The 24,297-nt window shown below is 45.9% G+C and carries 20 protein-coding genes; 18 read left to right on the top strand and 2 right to left on the bottom strand.

From position 1 onward, the window contains the following. The first annotated feature begins 40 nt into the window (after positions 1-40). The 6 genes from AOU00_RS04420 (at position 41) to holA (ending at position 7,996) form a co-directional block, all read left to right on the top strand. Positions 41-559 (top strand): deoxycytidylate deaminase, encoded by a 519-nt coding sequence (locus AOU00_RS04420; RefSeq protein ID WP_025723414.1) that lies wholly within the window; start codon positions 41-43, stop codon positions 557-559. Between the two features lie 256 nt (positions 560-815). Next, on the top strand, positions 816-3,395 hold the full coding sequence (locus tag AOU00_RS04415) for a ComEC/Rec2 family competence protein (protein WP_237166272.1): 2,580 nt from the start codon (positions 816-818) through the stop codon (positions 3,393-3,395). A 126-nt stretch (positions 3,396-3,521) separates the two neighbouring features. Then, a complete protein-coding gene (locus AOU00_RS04410; protein ID WP_081330677.1) occupies positions 3,522-4,511 on the top strand; it encodes an iron-hydroxamate ABC transporter substrate-binding protein in 990 nt (329 codons plus the stop codon). Positions 4,512-4,740: 229 nt separating this feature from the next. After that, positions 4,741-5,289, top strand: a complete 549-nt coding sequence (locus tag AOU00_RS04405) for an RNA polymerase sigma factor (protein ID WP_013311184.1) — start codon at positions 4,741-4,743, stop codon at positions 5,287-5,289. Then, positions 5,286-6,749, top strand: a complete 1,464-nt coding sequence (locus tag AOU00_RS04400; RefSeq protein WP_069290029.1) for an anti-sigma factor — start codon at positions 5,286-5,288, stop codon at positions 6,747-6,749. The genes AOU00_RS04405 and AOU00_RS04400 overlap by 4 nt, the downstream gene beginning before the upstream one ends. A 215-nt stretch (positions 6,750-6,964) precedes the next feature. After that, complete coding sequence (holA, locus tag AOU00_RS04395; protein WP_029515366.1) at positions 6,965-7,996, top strand: DNA polymerase III subunit delta; 1,032 nt, start codon at positions 6,965-6,967, stop codon at positions 7,994-7,996. Between the two features lie 142 nt (positions 7,997-8,138). Here the strand turns inward: holA and rpsT are convergent, their stop codons facing one another. After that, positions 8,139-8,411: a 30S ribosomal protein S20 gene (gene rpsT, locus AOU00_RS04390; protein ID WP_013311181.1), complete on the bottom strand. Its 273-nt coding sequence runs from the start codon at positions 8,409-8,411 to the stop codon at positions 8,139-8,141. 198 nt (positions 8,412-8,609) lie between these two features. On the opposite strand from rpsT, the gene gpr reads away from it, so the two are divergent. The 6 genes from gpr (at position 8,610) to AOU00_RS04360 (ending at position 15,747) form a co-directional block, all read left to right on the top strand. Beyond that, on the top strand, positions 8,610-9,611 hold the full coding sequence (gene gpr / locus AOU00_RS04385) for a GPR endopeptidase (protein WP_039272306.1): 1,002 nt from the start codon (positions 8,610-8,612) through the stop codon (positions 9,609-9,611). Between the two features lie 223 nt (positions 9,612-9,834). Continuing rightward, on the top strand, positions 9,835-11,094 hold the full coding sequence (locus tag AOU00_RS04380; RefSeq protein ID WP_069290028.1) for a stage II sporulation protein P: 1,260 nt from the start codon (positions 9,835-9,837) through the stop codon (positions 11,092-11,094). Between the two features lie 27 nt (positions 11,095-11,121). Next, complete coding sequence (locus AOU00_RS04375; protein WP_069290027.1) at positions 11,122-11,634, top strand: hypothetical protein; 513 nt, start codon at positions 11,122-11,124, stop codon at positions 11,632-11,634. A 71-nt stretch (positions 11,635-11,705) separates the two neighbouring features. Next, positions 11,706-13,520: a translation elongation factor 4 gene (gene lepA / locus AOU00_RS04370; RefSeq protein ID WP_069290026.1), complete on the top strand. Its 1,815-nt coding sequence runs from the start codon at positions 11,706-11,708 to the stop codon at positions 13,518-13,520. Positions 13,521-13,925: 405 nt separating this feature from the next. Beyond that, the gene (hemW, locus tag AOU00_RS04365) at positions 13,926-15,113 is read left to right on the top strand and encodes a radical SAM family heme chaperone HemW (RefSeq protein ID WP_039272303.1); all 1,188 of its coding nucleotides are present in this window, start codon (positions 13,926-13,928) and stop codon (positions 15,111-15,113) included. 157 nt (positions 15,114-15,270) lie between these two features. Further along, complete coding sequence (locus tag AOU00_RS04360) at positions 15,271-15,747, top strand: N-acetyltransferase (protein ID WP_013311174.1); 477 nt, start codon at positions 15,271-15,273, stop codon at positions 15,745-15,747. Between the two features lie 82 nt (positions 15,748-15,829). On the opposite strand, the gene AOU00_RS04355 is transcribed toward AOU00_RS04360, so the two are convergent. Next, positions 15,830-16,396: a hypothetical protein gene (locus AOU00_RS04355; RefSeq protein WP_237166270.1), complete on the bottom strand. Its 567-nt coding sequence runs from the start codon at positions 16,394-16,396 to the stop codon at positions 15,830-15,832. Positions 16,397-16,723: 327 nt separating this feature from the next. On the opposite strand from AOU00_RS04355, the gene hrcA reads away from it, so the two are divergent. The 6 genes from hrcA to dcuR all read left to right on the top strand — a co-directional run bounded on the left by hrcA (position 16,724) and on the right by dcuR (position 24,268). After that, positions 16,724-17,755, top strand: coding sequence for a heat-inducible transcriptional repressor HrcA (gene hrcA, locus AOU00_RS04350; protein ID WP_013372178.1), 1,032 nt, complete (start codon positions 16,724-16,726; stop codon positions 17,753-17,755). 121 nt (positions 17,756-17,876) lie between these two features. After that, complete coding sequence (gene grpE, locus AOU00_RS04345; protein ID WP_013311172.1) at positions 17,877-18,449, top strand: nucleotide exchange factor GrpE; 573 nt, start codon at positions 17,877-17,879, stop codon at positions 18,447-18,449. 87 nt (positions 18,450-18,536) lie between these two features. After that, the gene (dnaK, locus tag AOU00_RS04340) at positions 18,537-20,381 is read left to right on the top strand and encodes a molecular chaperone DnaK (RefSeq protein WP_013311171.1); all 1,845 of its coding nucleotides are present in this window, start codon (positions 18,537-18,539) and stop codon (positions 20,379-20,381) included. A 245-nt stretch (positions 20,382-20,626) separates the two neighbouring features. Then, positions 20,627-21,757 carry a molecular chaperone DnaJ gene (gene dnaJ, locus AOU00_RS04335; protein WP_069290025.1) on the top strand — a complete coding sequence of 377 codons (1,131 nt, stop codon included), beginning with the start codon at positions 20,627-20,629 and terminating at the stop codon, positions 21,755-21,757. 155 nt (positions 21,758-21,912) lie between these two features. Next, on the top strand, positions 21,913-23,568 hold the full coding sequence (dcuS, locus tag AOU00_RS04330; RefSeq protein ID WP_081330676.1) for a DcuS/MalK family sensor histidine kinase: 1,656 nt from the start codon (positions 21,913-21,915) through the stop codon (positions 23,566-23,568). Then, the gene (gene dcuR, locus AOU00_RS04325; protein ID WP_069290023.1) at positions 23,561-24,268 is read left to right on the top strand and encodes a two-component system response regulator DcuR; all 708 of its coding nucleotides are present in this window, start codon (positions 23,561-23,563) and stop codon (positions 24,266-24,268) included. The genes dcuS and dcuR overlap by 8 nt, the downstream gene beginning before the upstream one ends. Positions 24,269-24,297: the final 29 nt, after the last annotated feature.

Below are 24,297 nucleotides of genomic sequence, written 5' to 3'. Positions count from 1 at the left end.
ATGGTTTACGTTTTAACTTGTTTATACGGGAGAGATGGAAATGAGTGCAGATGTACGCAAGGACTGGGACACCTATTTCATGGATATCGCTTATATGGTATCCACCCGTTCGCGCTGTGCGCGGCGTCATGTTGGAGCCGTACTTGTACAAGGTAAAAAGCTTTTGGGGACGGCCTATAATGGAGCACCATCCGGGGTACCTGACTGTTCTGAGGCAGGCTGCATGATCTCAGAGGAGTATGAGGTCGTTCACCGTGATGGGCGCGAGGAAATGGTTAAGAAGCAGCGTTGTATTCGCACTATTCATGCGGAGCAGAACCTGCTGCTGTTTACTGACCGAATTGATCGTGAAGGCTCTTCAGTATATGTCACCGACCAGCCATGCTGGACATGTGCCAATATGTTGGCGAACAGCGGTATTGTGGAGATTGTATACCACCGACCTTATCCCAAAGATGCCGACAAGGTTCGTGCTATGATGGAGGAAAAGGGAATCGCCTTTCGTATGCTGAAAACCTATCATCCACCAAAAGAAACGCTGATGGATGTAATGAATTAAAAAAGTAAACGAGGAAGAACCTCTGACGAATGCTATTTTGTCAGAGGTTCTTTTTGTTTTGTGTTTTTTGGACAGAAAGCAATGTTTGCTACCGGAAGGTGATTGTATTCAAGCTAAGCTTGTGTTAACTAGACCTATATTGACCCTTACTGTTTGTTGGATTACAGGAAGTGCGGGAGCATGTCTGTATTCTGGACATATGCTTTTGTTCCTCTGGGCGGGGGTTACCCTGATCTTTCCGCTTATAGCTTTATGGATGAAAATCCCCATCCGGCATATGGTATTACTTTGGCTTGCATTCAGCGGTGGTGGATTTCATTGGTTTTGGCATGATACGCATAATGTTAGCAGTATTCCCGATGCTCTTCATGTATCGTCTTCTATGGTGGAAGACATGCCTGTTCAAGTAGCAGGGCTTATCGCTTCTGAAGTACAGGTAGATGGTGATCGAACACAGTTTGAGATGAGAGTCACCTCAATCAATCACTACGGAAGTCATTCGAAAAAGGACGAGAATCGTACACCAATTTCTGAACAGGTCATTGTTCATATCAAGTTGGCTGCCAAGCAGGAACAGCAACTTGCGGCAGCGTGGCAACGTGGAGATGCAGTCGTACTGCGTGGCACCTTAAAGGCTCCTACAAAAGCGGGGAACTTTGGTAGCTTTGATTATAGTGAATACCTGCACACACAGGAAATCCACTGGCTTTTCAAAGGCGATGGAGCAGCCTCGTTACAGAAGCAGGAGGCTTCACTGTGGAACCGCTACACTTTGTTCAGATGGAATGATCAGCTAAGGGAGCAACTAGGGCAGAGAATGGAATCGGCATTTACATCACTTCATCACGCAGGATATATGAAAGGACTGGTGCTTGGAGTAACAGATGAGTTGGACCCAGCAACGTATAACGAGTTTACGAAGCTTGGTTTAACGCATATTTTAGCAATATCGGGCATGCATGTGGCGGTATATGCAGCTACACTATTATATTTACTCAAGCTACTAAGAGTTAGCCGCGAGACATCTCTTACAGTCGTTTTGATACTCATTCCGGCTTATGTCCTGCTGACAGGTGCTTCTCCCTCTGTTGTGAGGGCGGGAATTATGGCGATGATCGGCTTGTTTGCAGCCCGACGAGGTGTGCTCAAAGACGGACTTAATATTTTAAGTATATCCGCGTTGCTCATGCTGATTTGGAATCCATATTATCTACTTAGCGTCAGCTTTCAGCTTTCCTTTTTGGTGACAGGTGGGTTGCTCATTTATATGCCGCTTATGAAGCCGTTTTTCGCCAAATGGCCTTTCCTAATCGGAGGTGAGGTTGCGATTACAATTACGGCACAGCTTGTTTCGTTTCCAATGACGGTATTCTACTTTAATCAATTTTCGCTGTTATCACTTGCGGCCAATTTTGTGCTTGTACCCCTTATTACATATATCGTGCTTCCGATAGGTACGGTGGCGATGGGGCTTTCCTTTTTGTGGGGGGATGGGGCTCGTATTCTTGCGTGGCCGGCAGAGCAATTGAACGATTTAACCTTTTTACTAGTGAAATGGCTGAATGTGGATGATGCTTATGTGAGTATTTGGCCGTCTTCCTCCATCCTGTGGGTCATGGCGTATTACGCAGCTCTGTATAGTGTTCTGTACTGGCTTAAAACGTGGCTGACATCTCGCAGGCAAACAGACGATAATTCTGTTTTGAATTCCACGCCCATATCATCACCCGTGTATACGGGATTAGCGGCTTCTGCCGAATGGGCTGCTGTTTTGAATATAGCTCATGAACCTGAGGGAGCAGGGAAATTTGCGCGTCGACAGTGGAATGGTTATCGTCATTTGGCACTGGCTCTAAGTGTTATCGCCTGGCTTGGCATATTGTATACAGGTTATCAATCTCCTGGTGGGAGAAATACGGGGGTGGTTCAATATCTGGATGTGGGCCAAGGTGACAGCATTCTAATTACCACGCCGGGCGGGAAACATATTTTGGTAGATGGCGGGGGTACAATGGACTTTGCTACAGGGAAAAATGCTTGGCGCAAACGCGCAGATCCCTACGAGGTAGGTGAAGATACGATTGTACCCTTGCTAAAGCAACGAGGTGTACATCGGCTGGACGCTGTCATTTTAACACACGGAGATCATGATCATGCCGGAGGACTACAGGCTGTGCTTGACCAGATTCCCGTATCTACCTTGTTTTTTAATGGTACCCTGACAGATAAAGCCCCATTCCGTAAGCTGTTGAACACGGCTTTAGACAAGCAGATTAAGCTGTACGGTGCACATCATAGTATGGAATGGGAGCCAGACCAGGCTACGAAAATCCGCTTTCTCTATCCGTTTACGCTACCGGAGGACGAATCTGAGCAGTTGCCTGTTATGAAGGAGCAAAATCATTACTCTGTTGCCATGATATTAGAGATGGAGGGAGCCTCGTTTTTGTTCACAGGAGATATGGATGATGCAGCAGAGTCGTCGTTGCTCTCTGAATTAACTCGTTTTTCATCAAGTGTGAAAGATAAGGGAGTAACGGGGGCTGTCGGGAAAGCTGTAGATGTCATGAAAATAGCACATCACGGTAGCAAGTATTCCACCTCGGAAGAGTGGTTATCCTACTGGCGACCGAAAGTATCCGTTATTTCGGTCGGTGCGACCAATACTTACGGACATCCGAATGAAGCGGTATTGGAACGTTTATCGGCAGTTGATTCTGCTATATATCGAACAGATACGATGGGAGAGATACAGATTCGAGCACAGCAAGGAAAACTGAGTGTGCGCTACCAACGCAAACAGTACAAAACAGATACTAATACAACAACATACTAAAACGGGTGCTCACTCTCAGGAGTGGGCTGTTTGCTTTGAATCCAATCTGCATGGACAGTAGCTGTAAGCTTTGATAGAATCATATGAGTAATGAAAATGAGAATCATTATTAACGGGAGGAATATTGTGAGTTATTTTAAATTTAGAGCATCAGCTTGTTTGTTCATTATTTCTTTAATGCTGGTATTGAGTGCATGCGCTACAAGTGGGGGTGGGACTGCAACGGAAAGCGGTCAATCTGCTGCTCCCCAGACCACGTCAACAAGAGATGAAGCTGCCACACGTACATATGAAAGTGATAAAGGTACAATTACCCTTCCTGAGCATCCCCAGCGTGTCGTAGTAGCAGTCGGTGATTATGTAGGTGATGTGCTAGCACTTGGTATTACACCTGTAGGGGTTCCAGATACCGTATTTAATGCTCCATATTATAAAAAATACTTGAATGGTGTTGAAAATATCGGTGACAGCTCCGCATTGTCCCTTGAAAAGGTGATCACCCTAAAGCCGGATCTGATCATTACCTATGATGAGAAAGCATATGAAAATCTGAAAAAAATAGCGCCTACTGTGTTTATTCCATATGGTAAATATCAGTATAAGGATCGTCTGATGGAGCTGGGCAAAGTGTTAAACAAGGAGCAGGAAGCGAAGAATTGCTTGGCTGATTTTGCAACCAAGATTGCTGAGAAGAAACAGGCTTTGTCTGACGTCATTGATTCGGGTAAAAAAATCGCTATTTTTGAGATTACAGGAAAAGAATTATATCTATATGGAAAATCTTATGGACGTGGAGGAGCCATACTTTATGATGAGCTGGGACTTCATGCTCCTGAGAAGGTAGAAAAGGCAGCGTTCGAGAAGGGGTGGGCCAGCATTTCAATAGAGGCTTTACCGGAGATGCTGGGCGATGCCGATTTTTTAATGTTGGGTATCCGAGGCGACGGAGCAGACCAAGGAAAAGATATTTTATCTAAAAGTGTGTGGAAGAACCTTTCTGCCGTTAAATCAGGTAAAGTATATCAATACTCAATCGACGATTTTTATTTTCAAGATCCGATTGCTCTGACTTATCAATTAGAACTCATATCTGATTTTTTGGTTTCCAAGAAGTAACAATATGATCCTGCAGCTCGATAGGCTAGCATTTAGATGTATGTAGGAGCTAGGGGAAGGTGACTACCTTCCCTTTTTCTGTTATTCTAAAGGAGGATACGCTGGGGATTCTGGGCTTTTTGGTATAATTTTTTTTTGTTAAAAAAATAAAATTAGTGTCAGACGTCTATCCTGCAACAATTTGCAAAATGGATACGTCTGTAATATTGCAGGGAGAGGGGGATCCTTTGTGGTAGAGCAGGGACTCATTCGAGCCGCTCAATCGGGCGATCGCGACGCTCTCATTACCCTATTAAGAGAGATAGAACAGCATGTGTACCGTACGGCATATTACATTCTAAACAATGAGCAGGACGCCATGGATGCTTCACAAGAAGCCCTCATACGGATCTATTCCAAAATTAACTCTTATGAGGAAAAAGCGCAGTTTAAAACCTGGGTCCAACGCATTGTAACGAATATATGCATCGACAAATTCAGAAGAACGAAACCCTCGGTTTCCATTGACGAGCACGACATGATATTCAACGATCCCCAAAACGTGGAGGTCGAGGTGTTGACCTCTTACATGGCACAGGATGTTCGTGAGGCTATACAACAGCTTCCGGAACACCACCGGACGGTAATTGTCTTAAGATATTTGCAGGATTTCTCCTATAACGAGATTGCAGATTCTCTGGATTTGCCGCTAAATACGGTCAAGTCATACTTATATCGTGCAAGACAGCAATTGCAAGGGCTACTTCAGGAATATCAGAAAGGTGGTGTATCAGGATGAAGTGTGGGGAAGAGGTGATGGATTGGATGCAGCGTTATGTGGATCATGAGCTGGGCGAAGAAGAGACGTCCCAATTAATGAACCATATTGCGACTTGCCCGGACTGTGCGGAAAAATTTCTTATTCTTCAGACACTCTCTCGCGAGCTGGAGGAATTGCCTGCGGTTTCCCCGGCGTTCAGCCTGGTGGATTCCATCATGCCTCAGCTTGATGCCATTGACCGCGCACGTGAAGAGCAGGGAAGTGCGCTTCAGGAAATGCAGCCTGTGACTGTAGAGCCTGGACCAGTGCCTAGACAGCGTACCCAGCCTACACCTTGGTGGAATCGAATGGCTGGGCGCGCTGCTATGGGCGTGGCTGCCGCTGCTGTTGTACTGGGGATTGTAGTATTTAACTTCGAGCCTAAAACAGTGCAGGATGCGGAAGGCATACTTACAACCCAGACGCCCGAAGTGACGAATCCGCAGAATCAGACGGGAATTCTTCCAGATACATCCAATGGCAGTGGAGGCCGTGATGCAGCCATTGGTTCGGATTCTACACAGCAGCCGTCAGAGCAGGGGCAAGGAACGGATGCATCTCGGCCACCTGCGGATAAAGAACCTGACCTGAGCAAACAAGGTGCAACCAATGCAGACGATGAAAAGAACTCTTCCAAACGGGATGCTGGGAAACGTGACGATCAGCGAGCTGGGGAGGAAGATTCGACGAAGTCTACACCAGCTGAACATTCTTCTCGTCAGGAGGAAGGGCAGGGACAGCTACGTACGGATCGTCAGATGACAAAGGAAAATCCGTCTGCTGGAGATGCTCCTAAATCTGAGGACAAACAGTTAAGTCAGGAAAAATCTGATCAACCTACGATTGCATCTGATGAACAGTTAGAACCGAAAATGGAAAAAGCGCCCCTAGCGGGTACGGGTACGGCTCAGGACGGTAATAACGATAGCACAAGTACGAATGATTCATCTTCGTCGCTTAGTCAGGAATTGAAGGTGCAGGAGCGGATTGCGTCAAACGAAACGTCGAAAGACACGACTTCCAAAAGCATCACTAAGGATTCGGGGAATGCCTTGGGAACGGATAGCAGCAATGCAGCTTCTAATGATCAGCAATCATCCGTGTCACAAGACCCGGTTCGTAAAGAAGGCTTTGTATCTAATTCACTGGTCTCTCCAGACAACGATAATGCTTCCAGCTATAGTGCCCAATCCGCATCTACAGATCAGCTCAACTCGCCTGATGGTAGCTATGCGGTGGCTATTGAGGGCAAAAAGCTGAAAGTGTATAAGCTTTCCGATAACGGTGTAGACCGAACAACCCTGGAAGTCCGTACTTTAAAAGGTGCCTGGGTCAAAGGAAGCTGGTCAGAAGACAGCCAGACCTTTATGTATGAGACGGAGCAGGATGGGACAGCAAGTAAATATACGTACACCGTCCCGCGCAGCACTGGAAAATAGTTTCCGTAAGTTGACACACTTTTAAAAACAGAGAATAAACTATATGAACCGACGTCGTATCCCGACGGCCGAAAGTTTCTAGAGCTTTCTGCTGCCGTGTTGATATAGATGGTGGTGAAGGGATCCTGCCTATAGGCAGGGTCCCTTCGTTTGTATCATGACTTGCCTTCCGGTCGGATGTCGGGTACCATCATTGGGTGGGGGGAGAACGGAAAATGGATGTAAAAACAGCCTCTAAGGCTATTCGCAAAGGCGACATTTCGCCAGTGTATTTGCTATACGGCAGTGAAAAATATCAAATGAAGCAGTTTGTTGAGATGCTTAAAGAGAAAGTGGTGGAAGAGGAGCACCGTGACTTCGCCATCATTCCTTATGATTTAACCGAAACGCCCATTGAGGTGGTCGTGGAGGAGGCGGAAACAGCGCCTTTTCTGGTACCAAAGAAGCTGATTATTGTACGGGATACCAGTGTATTTGCAGCAGGCAAAGATAGCGGTAAGATAGAGCACCGGCTTGAGACGCTGTTGACTTATATGGATAACCCGACTGACTATAGCGTCATCGTTTTTACGGTTCAGGCTGAAAAGTTGGATGAACGGAAAAAGATTGTCAAAAAACTGAAAAGTGATGCTTCGGTTATTGCTTTTGCTCCAATGGGTGGAGATGATCTTGTGGCTTGGATTCATAAGCGTGCAGGAGAAAGAGAAGTGCAATTGGCTGCAGGAGCTGCTGAAAGCCTCATTCAATTCACAGGTACTGGGCTGCAATCCTTGGCTGCTGAGATAGACAAGCTCTGCTTGTACGCAGGAGCACAGGGAACCATCTCATCCGCTGATATAGAATCCCTGGTGCCTCGTAACACAGAGCAAAACGTATTTGCGATGGTTGAGGATCTGGCTAATTTGCGGCTGGATAAGGCACTCAGTATTTTCTATGAGTTGCTTAAGCAAAAAGAGGAACCGATCAAGATTGCCGCTTTGATCACGCGCCAGTTCCGTATTATGTTGCAGGTCAAAGAGCTGGCAGGCCAAAGCTATTCCCAGCAACAAATTGCGAGTCAGCTTAGTTTGCATCCTTATGGGGTGAAAGTTGCAGGAGACCAAGCGCGGAGGTTTCGCCCTGAGCAGCTGCGTCAGCTTCTCTACGAATTGGGCGAGCTGGATTATCATATGAAAACAGGTGTCGTTGACAAGGTACTGGGACTGGAACTATTTTTGATGAAAATGGGTGCGGGGGCTTCAATCTAATTCCCCCCATGTGCTGTTATAGAGTCAGCTAATGTATCGTGAAAAGCTGACTCTATAAATTAATAAAAGTTATAAACTAAAAAAACCTGATCAGCCAAGGCTGGTCAGGTTTTTTTCATTAACGTATGAAAGTAGCTCTTGCTTACGCTTGAGCTGTAAGAGCGTTAAGTTTTTTCGCCAAGCGGGATTTCTTGCGAGCAGCTGCATTTTTGTGGATCAGACCTTTAGTTACAGCCTTGTCCAGCTTTTGGGAAGCTACTTTGAAAGCAGCAGCAGCAGTTTCAGCTTCGTTACCTACCAACGCTGTATCGGCAGCTTTTACTGCTGTACGAAGCGCAGATTTTTGGGAAGCGTTCAACGCACGGCGTTTGTCGCTAGTTTTAACGCGTTTGATAGCGGATTTGATGTTTGGCATTACATTCACCTCCTGTAAAGGCATTACTTATGAACACAAACGTTTCACAACTTAAAATATTTTAGCATGCCACACCTCAAATTGCAATAAGAAAACATTCTGAGGCGATGCAAATTACAGGATGAAAATGGATGTGCATAAACCTGTTGGGTGTCTCGCACACTATAGTCAAAGATGGTATCCAAGGAGGCTTAAAAGATGGATCTGGATTTGCAGAAGTATGCGGTACGCACGGATTTGGCATTAGAGGCAAGAGAACTGGCCGAACGGGATCAGCCTGTACCTCTGGCGGGCATAAGTGAGAATGTGGAGGAAGATAACGGAATCAAAATCACACGGCTGGATGTACTGAATGAAGAAGGAGCCAACCGTATTGGGCGGGTACAAGGACATTACGTCACACTAGAAGTACCCGGCCTGCGTGAAGGCGACACGGGGCTCCAGCAACGTGTCGCTATTGCATTTGCAAAAGAAATGGAGCATTTTATACAAAAAATAGGAATCTCTAATACGGCAAAGGTACTGGTGGTAGGTCTGGGCAACTGGAACGTCACTCCCGATTCTCTGGGTCCGCTTGTCGTTGAAAATTTAATGGTGACTCGTCAATTTTTTGAACTGACACCTGATCAAATCAACCCGGGCTATCGAGATGTGAGCGCAATTGCACCGGGCGTCCTGGGTATTACGGGTATCGAGTCCAGTGAAATCGTTCAAGGCATCGTGGATCGCACAAAGCCAGAACTGATTATTGCCATTGACGCTCTGGCGTCACGTTCACTGGAGCGCGTCAACACGACCATTCAGGTGGCCGATATCGGGATACATCCAGGTTCAGGTATTGGCAACAAGCGGCGCGGTATTACCAAGGATATTATGGGCGTTCCGTGTATCGCTATCGGCGTACCAACGGTATGCTACGCTTCGACCATTGTCAATAACGTAATTGAACTGATGAAAACACATTTTACCAAAGAAAAGGCTTCTACAAAAGCAATCCTGGGGATGTTGGACGATATTTCAGAACCTGAGAGACTTGGGCTTGTGAGAGAGGTCCTACAACCGCTTGGGCATGATCTGATTGTGACTCCTAAAGAGATCGATGAATTTATTGAAGATATCGCGAACATTATTGCTACTGGATTGAACGCTGCTCTACACGAAGCTGTTGATCCTGGCAATGTCGCCGCCTATACGCATTAATCAAGGGTTGGTACAATCGTATTTCATACACAAAAGTCTCTATTTAACAGGAATCTAATCTCTTTCAAAAAGGGAGGTGATATACCTGTGGTAGAGATTTTTTGTGTTCTAGCAATTGTTCTCCGTTCATAGAGTTGAAGTATAAGAGATTTCCGCAGCAGATAGGAACCCTATGTTCCTAAATAAAGCGGGTTTCGACGGGACGAAGGAGGACAAGGCCCACATGAAAAAAATTCAGACCTGGAACGTCGGAAGATGGAGAAGAAAAGGTATCGAAATTTTGGCGATGGGACATACGCTTGTGCTGCTGATCATGGGCTCGGCGCTTTTATTTGTCGTTTTGGGGCTAGGGGGATTGGCAGAAAATCGTCTACAAACCTCTCCTGTTTCTTCCATGAAAGGATTGGCAGGTTCGGTGTCTAGTGGTTTTTTTGCGGATATGCTAGGTATGGAAGTACCTCACTTGGCACAAAAGAAGCAACAATCTTCGTTGTCGGGTGAACAATGGTCGCCTTTTGTTTTTCAGATGCTTACAGGTATTAATCCGCAGGACCCTAAAAGTCTCATTTCTCGTGAGATTCCTGGTATGTCTGCAGGAGCACCTGTCTTGCTGCGCAAGGGTTCGGGGAACACCAAGGTAGAGGGTCCTACGGATTATCAGCCCGATCAGGGGACGACGGATGCCCCTGGTGGCTCAGATACATCTGAGAATCCACCGACTACTACGCCGGATATTCCGACAACACCGGAAACAGACCCGGTACGTGAGGATCATCCAGGTGATACAGCCAAAGGGGACAAGCGTATATTAATCTACCATTCTCATCCCAGAGAAGCATATAACCCACTACTCAGCAAAACCAGTTCCAATCCTAATTCAGGTTCTAAATCAGCTAATGTGTCAAGGGTAGGGGACTTTGTAAAGAAGAGACTGGAAAAGCAAGGGATATCCACATTGCATGTAAACAAGGATTATGCCACTACCGTTCAAAATTACAATTGGAACTACTCTTATAAATATTCACGCGAAACAGTCAAGGAAGCTTTAGCTGGAAATAAAGGTTTAACTTATCTGCTTGATATCCATCGAGATTCACAACGTCACGGAAAAACAACAGCAACCATTAATGGGCTTTCATATGCCAAGGTATATTTTATTATCGGGCATGACAACAAAAATTGGCGCGAGAATGAAGCTTTTGCTGCTCGTATTCATGAAAAGTTGGAAAAATCGTATCACGGCGTATCACGTGGTGTATGGGGGAAAGATGGTGGCAAAGGCAATAACGGTGAGTACAATCAAAGCTTGTCTTCCCACAGTATTTTGATCGAAATCGGGGGTATTGACAACACCGAGGAGGAGTTAAAACGTACCTCGGACGTTTTGGCAGACATGATTGGTGAAGTGTATTGGGAAGATCAGAAAGCTCAGAAAGCGGGCACTAACGTATCGGATACAAAAAAGAGCAACAGCGGCAATTAAATGAGGTAGCGGTAAGGGGGAAGGGTAATGTCTGGACATTTTCGTAAGAAAGCACTTGGATTTGTACTGCTCATGGGGGCAGGCATTCTACTCGGTATGCAACTGGCAGGATCTGGCCTGCGTTCAGTGTATGGACCGGAATGGAACGGGGATACGATTCAATCGGTAAATCAACAGAAAGTCGGATATGAACAGACGGTTATTGAGGATACACCCGCAGTTAACGCTCGTGCATATAGCGGTACGTATAGCACAAGTGGAAATGTTAAGGTTGAGCCGACACTGGGAGTGGGTATAAACGAAGCTAGTGGAAGGGAAGAAAATGAGGAACAGACGGAGCACGGGACATACAGGTGGTATTCGACGACTGCGCAGCATGTCAATACTCAGGGCCTGGAGACACCGCGTGAACTGCTGGCCGTCAAGGAACAGCAAGCCTCGGTGGATACGATGGCAGACAAAACAGCTGGGTTGCTTCAAAACCTGTCGAGACAGGGCATTCGATGGGTCGTATCTGTATTTGATGGAGTAACAGAATAGAAATATTGCTGACCCCCCTTACAACTGCTATAATAAGCTGATTGACACTAGGCATTGTGTGGGGGTAAGGCATGACTGACATTTTGGCAAGACAACGTAAAATTCGGAACTTTAGTATCATTGCACATATAGACCATGGTAAATCAACGCTGGCTGACCGGATTTTAGAATATACCGGTGCACTCACTTCTCGTGAAATGCAGGAACAAGTGCTTGACCAGATGGAGTTGGAACGGGAGCGCGGAATTACGATCAAGCTCCAGGCAGTGAGACTCACTTATAAGGCCGATGACGGCGAAGAGTACATTTTGAATTTGATTGATACACCGGGACACGTCGATTTTACGTATGAGGTATCCCGTAGTTTGGCAGCCTGTGAAGGTGCTTTGCTGGTAGTAGACGCCGCGCAGGGAATCGAGGCACAGACGTTGGCTAACGTATATTTGGCGTTGGATAACAATCTGGAGATTTTGCCGGTGCTTAACAAGATTGATTTGCCAAGTGCTGATCCTGAGCGGGTAAAACAGGAAATCGAGGATGTTATCGGCTTGGATACAAGCGAGACCGTACATGCTTCAGCCAAAGCTGGAATCGGTATCAAGGAAATTTTGGAGCAGGTGGTCAGAAGTGTACCTGCTCCGCAAGGTAATCCGGATAATCCGCTCAAGGCACTCATTTTCGATTCGCACTATGATCCTTATAAAGGCGTTATCGTATATGTTCGCGTCGTGGATGGTAGTATCCGAGCCGGTTCGAAAATTAAAATGATGGCGACTGACAAAACGTTTGATGTTATTGAAGTTGGTGCTTTTATGCCGCGTATGAACATCGTGGACGAGCTGAATATCGGTGATGTTGGCTTTATCGTTGCCGGAATTAAGCATGTAGGCGATACGCGTGTCGGGGATACCGTGACAGATGCAAAAAATCCAACATTAGAACCGATGCCAGGTTATCGCAAAATAAATCCGATGGTTTATTGCGGTCTGTATCCAATCGAAACATCGGAGTATAACGATCTGCGTGAGGCGCTTGAAAAGCTACAGTTGAACGATGCTTCGCTCAGTTTTGAGCCGGAAACATCAAGCGCGTTGGGCTTTGGCTTCCGTTGCGGATTCCTTGGTCTGCTTCATATGGACGTTATCCAGGAGCGGATTGAACGTGAATTTAACATTCCGCTGATTACAACAGCACCAAGCGTTATTTACCGCATAAAGTTGACGAATGGGGAAACGATCCAGATCGACAACCCATCGAATTATCCGGAAATCGGACGGATTGAACATGTGGAAGAGCCTTATGTTAAAGCAGGTATTATCGTCCCTAATGATTACGTAGGTACGGTGATGGAGCTTTGTCAAACCAAGCGTGGGGAATACGTAAATATGGAATACCTGGATACGACACGGGTAACCATTACGTATCAAATTCCGCTGTCTGAAATCGTATATGATTTCTTCGATCAGCTTAAATCAAGTACCAAAGGCTATGCTTCCTTTGATTATGAGATTTCAGGCTATCGCCAGTCCAACCTGGTGAAAATGGATATTTTGTTGAATGGCGAGCAGGTCGATGCGCTGTCGTTCATCGTGCATAGAGATCGGGCTTATCATCGCGGACGTATTATCTGTGAGAAGCTGCGCGAGCTCATCCCGCGTCAAATGTTCGAGGTGCCGATCCAGGCATCTGTGGGAACAAAGGTTGTGGCGCGTGAAACCGTTAAGGCGATGCGTAAAAACGTCTTGGCCAAATGCTACGGCGGCGATATTTCTCGTAAACGGAAGTTGCTCGAAAAGCAAAAAGAGGGCAAGAAGCGTATGAAGCAGGTCGGTAACGTAGAAGTACCACAGGAAGCATTTATGGCGGTACTGAAAATAGATGAGTAAAGCTGCTTGAAGTATTCGTCCATTCTTTCATGGGGCATTTGCCGTGCATGGAGAATGGACGTTATTTATTTGAGCAAGCTATCCAGAGATGGAGTGTTTGTTATCTCAGTTGCAAAAATAGTATAAAGCATCTTTAGCGTATTTCTAAAGATGCTTTACTCTTACTGCAACACCTACATCACAAAAAATGACCGATGGTGGTGGGCAGCAGCAGAGTGGATGGAATCGTTCTGAAGAAGCGTTAGCGTTCGCCTTTATCCCCGGATTTTACCCTATTAAGTTTATTTACAAAGAAAAAATCCGGGGGTAACAGCGATCGAAAGAATGATCCATCCACGGAGCGTTCTCGCCCCTCTTCGCCATTTTTTTCAATCACTACAACCTGAATTGACAAGGAGGATCGGTATGACCGCATCCATACAAAAACATGAACATTCATCCGCCCCTCAAGCGGTTTACCTGCATATACCTTTTTGCACGAATAAATGCTTTTACTGTGATTTCAACTCTTATGTGCTCAAAGATCAACCTGTTATGGAATATCTGTATGCACTGGAACGAGAAATGGAACATACAGTCAAGCTTCACCCGCCAGGAGAGATTAAAACCATTTTTGTCGGGGGTGGAACACCAACAACCCTAAACCCGAAGGAAATGGAATATTTTCTGAAGAGTGTCCGAACCTATTTCCCACATTGGGCGGAAGATATTGAGTTTTCCATGGAAGCCAATCCAGGCACCACTGATTTTGAAAAACTCTCTGTGATGAAAGAAGGCGGCGTCAATCGACTGAGCTTTGGTGTACAGGCTTTTCAGAATGAGCTACTCACAGGCATAGGTCGTATTCACAGTACAGATGACGTATATCGTAGTTTGGAAAACGCCCGTAAGGTCGGCTTGGACAACCTGTCGATTGACCTGATGTTTGGTTTGCCGAATCAAACGGTGGACATGCTGCATGAAAGCGTGAGTAGAGCACTAGAGCTGGAGCTTCCTCATTACTCTATCTACAGCTTGAAGGTTGAAGAAAACACGCTCTTCCACACGCTGTATCAGAAAAATCAGCTACCGCTTCCACACGAGGATGATGAACTGGAAATGTATTTACTTCTCATGCGTCGCATGAAAGAAGCGGGTTATGAGCAGTATGAGATTAGCAATTTCGCAAAACCAGGTTTGGGGAGCAAGCACAACATGACCTATTGGCGAAATGAAGACTATTACGGTCTCGGCGCAGGGGCACATGGATATGTTGGCAGAGAGCGTCATATGAACATTAAGGGTATTAACCCTTATGTGGAGGCTAGTCGTAATGGTTTGCCACGTCTGGATAGCTTTGAGGTGCCAGCGGCGGAAGCTATGGAGGATTTTCTTATGGTCGGTTTGAGAATGCTAGAGGGCGTTTCTAAGTCCCGCTTTGAAGCTCAATTCGGTCAGGCGTTGGAGGATACATTTACTGCTCCTCTCGGAAAAATGCTCAATGCCGGGTTAATCGAATCCATTGAGGACGGTTATCGTTTGAGTGAACGCGGCATTTTATTCGGAAATGATGTATTTGCAGAGTTCATCGGTTCTATCACGGTAAATTCATAAGTCGTAGGCTTCAGTACAGTACGTTTCAACTTTATAAGCTGGGACGATCATTTTATAACACCATTCTGTCACAGCAGGGTAAATGGAGTATTGCGATTCTATGCGTTATGTTGTATATTTATTCATTATATGCGGCAAGCGGCAGGAGGAGAGCAAGATGGCTTCAGTGTGTAAAGATGTATTGTGCAGAAGTGCGGTTCCTGAGGATGTGGAGCCTTTATATCAAATGATTAGCGGCTATGCAGAGCGGGGGATTATGCTGCCACGTTCGAGGGAAGTGCTTACGCGCCAACTGGAGCTGTTTATTGTTGCAGAGGTGGACGGCGAAGTTGTTGGTTGTGGTTCTTTATGCAAATTGGGCGCTGATCTGGTAGAGATTCGCTCCCTTGGCATCTCTGAGGGACACAAAGGTATGGGGATTGGCTCTAAGCTCGTGGAGGGCCTTATTATAGAAGCACGGCGGCAACGTATTCCTAAAATTATGGCATTGACCTACGAGGTCTCCTTTTTTATAAAAAACGGTTTTGATGTAGTAAGCAAAGAGATTTTCCCTGAAAAGGTATGGACCGACTGCATACACTGTAGTAAACAAAACAATTGTGATGAAATCGCAGTGTTGAAAGTACTGAACTGACCTGTCAATAATGAGGTCAGTTCTTTTTTCCTCAGGACCTAATCATGCTTATATTATACAGCCTACATTGTTTAATCCTGATTCATTTCTCATATGTTTTGAGCAACCACCAAATGAATTGATGATGAGGCTCCAGTTCGGAAGGTATTCCATTCAGGCTTCTTATGGGATGGTCCTTATGATAATCAGTATCATTATAAAAGTATGCAGTGCCGTCTAATGGAACTCGGTGTTTATATTTATACAAGGCGACAACATATCTTTCGGACTCTCCGCTTCTGCTTGGACTATATGTATATCCTTCCCAATCGGCTAGTGTTAAATCATCGTAATGTTGTATTGCCGATATACTGTATTTTATTTGCTTGGGAATACTTGGGCTGAATTCTTGAGGGTAAAACAAAATGGTATTCCATATGCTTAAAAGTATCGTAGGAACCAAGATTAAGGCACAACACAGGGGGCTTAATTTACGAATTAAATGGATGACTGAAATAATAAGGGCTGCATTCAGGATGAATACCAATGGCAAAGCAACTATTCTTCCTAGTCCTGTATACGGAAACAACTCGATTAAAATTTGAAACATACAAATTGTAGGTAAAAGTGCGATCGATGCGTATAAAAGATTGCGGCGATTAGTTCTCAAATTTAATTCCTCCTCAAGGACAAAGAAGCTATAATGGTATGGAGACATAGTCTCGAATTTTTCTATTTTCTGTGTCACTATACACAATTACGGTTTTTATACGCTGTATATTGAGATTTTTCGTGAAAAATCGTAAACGTTCTGGATTCATTCCAGTAAACTAAACTGTTGTGATAAATCTTGTTTATTGAAAATACTGATCTGACTTGACAATGATCAGGTCGGTTTGGTATTTTTGTATTATCGGTTAGCACTCATCGCGAACGAGTGCTAATGATTCCATTTAACAATCATGCTATTATGGATAAACAACAAGGGGGGATTCGCTTGTTAACCGAACGTCAGAGACTCATTCTGAATGCGATTATTGATGACTACATTCGTTCGGCTGAGCCAGTGGGTTCCCGCAGCATATCCAAAAGGCAGGATGTCGGATTCAGCCCGGCCACGATCCGTAATGAAATGTCGGATTTGGAGGAACAGGGCTATCTGGAGCAACCCCATACTTCTGCGGGACGCATCCCGTCTCATAAAGGCTACCGTTATTATGTGGACCATCTGGTGCCACTGAATACACTGAAGCCTATGGAAATGCGGGAACTGAAAGCCTTTTACGCCGAAAAGCTGAATGTAATGGAGCAAGTGATCCAGCATGCGTCAGGCATTTTGTCCCATATGACCAATTATACTTCCATCCTGCTTGGGCCGGAGGTTTTTCATACTTCATTGCGTCATTTTCAGTTGCTGCCGCTCAACGAAACGACGGCTGTGGCGATAATCGTGACCAATACCGGTCAGGTGGAGAATAAAACGGTAGATATTCCACCGGGAATTTCAATTTCCGAGATGGAGAAGGTTGTGAATTTACTGAACAGCAAGCTGGTCGGTGTGCCGATTTATCAGCTTAAATCACGCCTATACACCGCACTTGGTCAGGAGATGGAGAAGCATGTGTCTCATTTTGAGGACGCTATGAAGGTGCTGGATAAAGCACTGGATAATGAATCGGATCAGCGCTTGTATTTGAGCGGTGCGACGAACATGCTCAATCAACCTGAATTTAAAGATGTAGAAAAGGTTAAACATATTCTCGATCTGCTGGAGGAAACACCAACGCTACTTAAACTAATGACACCTGTTGCCGGAGCACCTGAAATTCAAGTCCGCATCGGCACTGAAAATGATCATGAGGCGTTTGCCAATTGTAGCCTAATTACTGCCACGTATGCAGTAGACGGAGAAGCGTTGGGCACTATAGGCATACTGGGTCCAACACGGATGGAATATGCGAGAGTTATTAATATTTTGGGTATCCTGTCTAAGGATTTGACCGCAATGCTAACGCAGCGGTTTAAATAGAACAAGACCGCATAGGTTGCGGTACTACATGTTCCGCGCCGGGATACGGTTTGTATCCTGCGCGGGTGCATTGTCGCGTGTTTTTGTAAAGGTAGTTATGACTTGAAGGAGGTGAAACATTTTGAAGGAAGAACAAGCGTTCCAAGAAGAAAAACAACAAAATGTAAGCACAGAGGAAGCCGCCGAAACGAGCCAGCAGGAAGAGCCAGTTAATGAAGCGGCAGCACTGGAAGACCAAGAAAGCGAAACAGAGCTGACTAAGCTTCGCGCTCAGGCGGAAGAGCATCAGCAACGGTTTTTACGCGCTCAGGCGGATTTTGATAATTTTCGCCGTCGTACGCTGAAAGAAAAAGAAGACCTTGCCAAATATGCATCTATGAAGCTGGTTACCGAGTTGGTGCCTGTTTTGGATAACTTCGAGCGTGCGCTGGCAACAGCACCGCAAGGAGCGGAGTCTGAGTCATTCAGCAAAGGCGTGGAAATGATTTTCCGCCAGTTTGAGAGTGTGCTTCAGGCAGAGGGAGTAACGGCCATGAATTCAGTGGGACAACCGTTTAATCCTGATTTCCATCAGGCTATTATGCAGGTAGAGAGCGAAGAGCATGAGGAAGGCATCGTCGTTGAAGAGGTACAAAAAGGATACATGCTGAAGGACAAGGTGCTTCGTCCAGCGATGGTAAAAGTGAGCATGTAGCTTTTTCAATATACATTAGAAATACATCAATTTGATTCAACCATTCTGGCCTGCGGGCCTCGTATATACAGAAGGAGGAATTGTCCGATGAGCAAAGTAATCGGTATTGACTTAGGTACAACCAACTCTTGTGTGGCTGTTATGGAGGGCGGCGAAGCGGTCGTTATTCCAAATCCGGAAGGCGCACGCACAACCCCTTCCGTTGTTGGTTTCAAAAAAGATGGAGAACGTACTGTAGGGGAAACGGCAAAACGCCAAGCAATTACGAACCCAGATCGTACAATCATGTCCATCAAGCGTCACATGGGTACAAATCATAAAGAAAGCATTGACGGCAAGGAATATTCCGCACAGGAAATTTCCGCTATGATTTTGCAAAAGCTGAAATCCGATGCTGAAGCTTACCTGGGACAAACGGTTTCTCAAGCTGTTATCACTGTTCCAGCTTACTTCAATGACGGTCAACGTCAAGCAACCAAGGATGCAGGTAAAATTGCCGGTCTGGAAGTTCTGCGGATTGTCAATGAGCCAACAGCAGCTGCATTGGCATACGGTATGGAAAAATCCGAAGACCAAACGATCCTCGTGTATGACCTGGGTGGTGGTACATTCGACGTATCCATTCTGGAACTGGGCGACGGTTTCTTCGAAGTTAAAGCAACAAGCGGCGATAACAAGCTGGGTGGCGATGACTTTGACCAAGTGATTATTGATTACCTCGTAAATGAGTTCAAAAAAGATCAAGGCATTGACCTGAGCAAAGATAAAGCTGCTGTACAACGTCTGAAAGATGCAGCGGAAAAAGCGAAAAAAGAACTGTCTGGCGTACTGACAACGACAATTTCTTTGCCGTTTATCACAGTAGCTGATGGCGTTCCACAGCATTTGGAGTTGAACCTGACTCGTGCGAAATTTGAAGAATTGTCTGAAGGTCTGGTAGAACGTACTTTGGGACCTACTCGTCAAGCGATGAAAGATGCAGGCATGAGTGCCAGCGACATCGACAAAATCGTTCTGGTCGGCGGTTCCACACGTATTCCGGCTGTTCAAGAAGCAATCAAAAAGCTGACAGGTAAAGAGCCTCACAAAGGCGTAAACCCTGATGAAGTGGTAGCTTTGGGCGCGGCAGTTCAAGCGGGCGTACTGACTGGTGATGTGAAAGACGTCGTTCTCCTTGACGTAACTCCACTGTCCCTCGGTATTGAAACCGCAGGTGGCGTATTTACTAAAATGATTGATCGTAACACGACGATCCCTACGAGCAAATCGCAGGTGTTCTCGACGTATGCCGACAATCAGCCTAGCGTAGAAATTCACGTGTTGCAAGGTGAACGTGAAATGGCAGCAGGCAACAAAACGTTGGGTCGTTTCCAATTGGGAGATATCCCACCAGCACCACGTGGTGTACCACAAATCGAAGTTACCTTTGATCTGGATGCGAACGGTATCGTGAACGTATCCGCTACAGATAAAGGCACAGGTAAAAGCCAAAAAATTACAATCACATCTTCGAGCGGCTTGAGTGACGAAGAAGTAGAACGTATGATGAAGGATGCCGAGTTGCATGCGGAAGAAGATAAAAAACGCAAAGATTTGGTAGAAGCGAAAAACGCAGCGGATCAACTGATCTACTCCGTAGACAAAACGATTAAAGATCTGGGCGAAAAAGCGGATGCAGGCGAAGTCGAAAAAGCAAATGCAGCTAAAGAAAATCTGCAAAAAACGCTGGAAACCGACAACCTGGAAGACATTAAAAAAGCTACTGAAGAACTGACTGAAATCGTTCAGCAATTGTCTGTGAAGCTGTATGAGCAAGCTGCTCAAGAAGCACAGGCTCAACAAGCTCAAGATGGCGCAGCAGACAGCAAAGGCCGCGACAATGTGGTTGACGCGGACTATGAAGTTGTTGACGAAGACCAGAAGAAAGACTAAGCTACGGATCGGGTAGTGGTACTTTACGGTACACCGATGCGTTATGATATACTGAATAGTAATTGCAGCGTAGCTGCCTTGATAAATAACAATTAGCCGAAGGGTAACAGTTATTTCCAAGATAAATAAGCATATTACGGGTTGTACTGCCTTGAAATGATGGGAAGGTCAAAGCCGGGTCATCCCGTGCCTTTGGCTTTCCTTTTATATGTAGTGCAGACACGTGTAGGCATGGGGGTGGAACATTGGCTGATAAGCGTGATTATTATGAGGTGCTGGGCGTCGCGAAGGGCGCTTCGGATGAAGAAGTCAAAAAGGCTTACCGTAAGCTTGCGCGTCAGTATCATCCGGACGTGAACAAGGCTGCGGACGCGGAAACTAAATTTAAAGAAGTGAAAGAAGCTTACGATGTTCTCAGCGATGGTCAGAAGCGGGCAAGATACGACCAGTATGGTCATGTAGACCCGAACCAGGGCATGGGAGGCGGCTTTGGTGGTGGTGCCGACTTCGGTGGCGGGTTTGGCGATATTTTTGATATGTTCTTTGGTGGCGGCGGCAACGGTCGACGCGATCCGAATGCACCGCAGCGTGGGAACGATCTTCAATATACGATGACGATTGAATTCAAGGAAGCGGTGTTCGGTAAAGAAACCGACATTCATATTGAACGTACGGAAACATGTGATACGTGTCACGGTACGGGAGCCAAAGCGGGTACTCAACCACAAACCTGCTCCGTCTGCCACGGTAGCGGACAGGAAGAAGTGGTGCAGAATACACCGTTTGGTCGTATGGTTAATCGACGCGCCTGCTCCAATTGCAGCGGTTCCGGTAAAATCATTAAAGAAAAATGTACGACTTGTAGCGGTTCGGGTCGGGTACGCAAGCAACGTAAAATTCATATCCGTATTCCAGCGGGTGTGGATGACGGCGCACAAATGCGTATTAACGGTGAAGGCGAAGGCGGTGTCAACGGAGGACCGGCAGGTGACTTGTACGTCGTGTTCCGCGTGAAATCGCACGACTTCTTTGAGCGTGAGGGAGACGATATCTACTGTGAAATTCCGCTGACGTTCTCACAGGCAGCATTGGGAGATGAAGTCGAGATCCCAACGTTGACCGAGAAAGTGAAGCTGAAAGTTCCAGCAGGTACACAAACAGGTACTTACTTCCGTCTTAAAGGAAAAGGTGTGCCAAAACTGCGCGGCGTAGGTCAGGGTGACCAGCATATTAAGGTCGTTGTGGTAACGCCTAGTAAACTGAGTGAGGAACAAAAGGATTTGCTGCGTCAGTTCTCTTCGCTTAGCGGAGAGCAGACACATGAGAATGAGCAGTCTTTTTTTGACCGTGTGAAGCGCGCCTTCCGAGGCGACTAAGCCCAATTAGGAATCGCGGAGCTTCAACCATGAATCAAAGGAACTATTCCGCAATTGCGGGATAGTTCCTTTTTTTATATTCACGTAAACACATACATAACCATTTTTGTATAGGCATGTTGAACTGTTGAAGACTTAATATCAAGTAGAAAGGGGTGAGTTCCATCGGAAATGTACAGCTCAAGCTGCGTCGGGGTAAACCGCTATTAAAGCTCAGAGGCCTAATTACACTGCTAGTATGTCTAGTTATGGCACTTGTGCTTCTGCCTGTAACCCTGTTATTTGCTGAGAGAGTGGAACATGAAACTGAGAAGGGACTGGAAGAAAAGGCAATGTCCATCGCGCGTACACTCGCCCATACGCCGCTTATTGTCGAGCAATTGCAAGGGACAGGTTCGTCTCCTTCCATGCAGGAGTATGTGAAGAGGGTTTCAGCAGCAAATCACATCCAGTTTATCGTGGCAATGGATATGAAGGGAATTCGTAAAACGCACCCGGATGCTAGGATGATCGGCAAAGCTTTTGTAGGCGGAGACGAGTCTACTGCACTTCATGGCCATGAGAGCGTGTCCGTTGCGAAGGGAACATTGGGCTTGTCCATGCGAGCCTTTTCCCCCGTGTTCAGTTTAACGGGGAAGCAGGTAGGGGCGATTGTTGTTGGTATATCCATGCAAGATGTACAGATGGCTCAGGAAGGCAACAACCGACTTATTGCGATAGCCATTGGCACTGGAATGTTGATTGGCACTGGAGGTGCGGTTGTGCTGGCTCGTAAAATCAAAAATATGCTAGTCGGTCTCGAACCGCCGGAAATCGCACGCTTGCTGGAGGAACGCAGCGCTATGTTGCAATCTATCAAGGAAGGAGTTATTGCGGTAGATGAATTCGGTTGCGTCATGCTGATGAATGCAGAAGCGATACGTCTGCTTAGACAAGCGGGGATTGAAGATTTCTCATTCTCCGGACAGGAGATTACCGTTTATCTATCCGCTTTTCGATTGCAAGAGGTCTTGGAAGCGAGTACTCCACAAATGGATGAGGAAATGGAGCTGGGTGGAATAACTTTGCTGACCACCAGTGTTCCGATACGGGTCAAGGGGGAAATTGTGGGGGCAATTGTAACCTTTCGGGATAAAACGGAGATGAACCAGCTTGCGGAACGTTTGACAGGAGTGTCCCTGTACACAGAAGCACTACGTGCGCAGGCTCATGAATTTATGAACAAGCTGCATGTCATTATGGGGATGGTACACTTACGAATGTATGATAAACTGGAGCATTACATTATGGATGCCGTCGAGCATCATCAAGTGGAGATTGGCTCCATCACCCGGCAGATCAGGGACCCAGTTATGGCAGGGTTTGTGTTGGGGAAATTAAGCCGGGCCAGAGAAGTAGGGGCGAATTTTGAACTGACTCCAGGTAGTTACTTGCCCGAATCCAGTCAAACTCAAACGACGCATGAACTGATTACTATTCTTGGCAATCTGTTTGATAATGCGGTGGAGGCGATGGAATCTTTGGAGCACAAGCGGATTACCCTTTCACTTTATTATGAGGAAAGTCAGAAGAACGGTTATCTGACCTGTATCATGTGCGATAATGGTCCGGGTATACCGGAAGGGCTTGTAAAGGCTATATTTGAAAAAGGTTTTTCGACCAAGGGAGAGTCACGAGGAATGGGCCTTTATCTGGTGACGCAAAGCGTGAAGAGATTACAGGGAAGTATAAAGTTGATCCCAGCCGAGCAAGGGTGCTGTTTTCAGATTACGATTCCATACATTATAGCGGGGAATGATGAACATGATTAATGTCCTGATTGTAGAAGATGATCCGATGGTTGCGGAATTTAACCGCAAATATATGGAGCAGGTGGAAGGTTTTCGATGTGGGGGCTGGGCTTCTTCTGTAGAAGAGGCGAAGAAATATATAGCTGAACAGGCCATTGATCTGATACTGCTAGATGTGTATATGCAGGAAAGCAATGGCCTCGATTTACTGTCATTCATACGGGAGACAGGTGTAAATATAGATGTCATTGTCATCTCGGCTGCAAGTGACATGAACAGTGTCAAAAAAGCGATGAACTTCGGCGCGGTGGATTACTTGATTAAGCCGTTTCACTTTAACCGTTTTTTGGAGGCCCTCACGGGGTACCGAGAGCACATTAGCATCGTGCGTGAGCACAGTCTACTTTCTCAGGAGGAACTGGACCGACTGATTTATCATAAAAGCTTGACTAAAGACTTGGCACGGTTGCCCAAAGGCATAACTAAATCCACGCTGGCTATGATATGGAATTGTATCCAGCGGCATAATAAGGTGCTATTTTCCACCGAGGATATTGCGGAGAGCGCAGGGATATCCAGGGTGTCTATGCGCAAGTACCTGGCTTTTATGACAGAGATTGAGGCTCTTTCCATGGAAACCATATACGGTACCATAGGACGCCCTGTTTACCAATACCGAATATTGCCACAGGCAGAAGGCATCATGAACAGTTTTATTTAAATCTTCTTTCTGATTACTTTAATTACAAA

Origin of the sequence: Paenibacillus polymyxa (assembly GCF_001719045.1) — a bacterium.
Classification (GTDB): domain Bacteria; phylum Bacillota; class Bacilli; order Paenibacillales; family Paenibacillaceae; genus Paenibacillus; species Paenibacillus polymyxa_B.
Note: the sequence above shows the minus strand (reverse complement) of the source record. Positions and strands in the feature narration are given on the sequence as shown.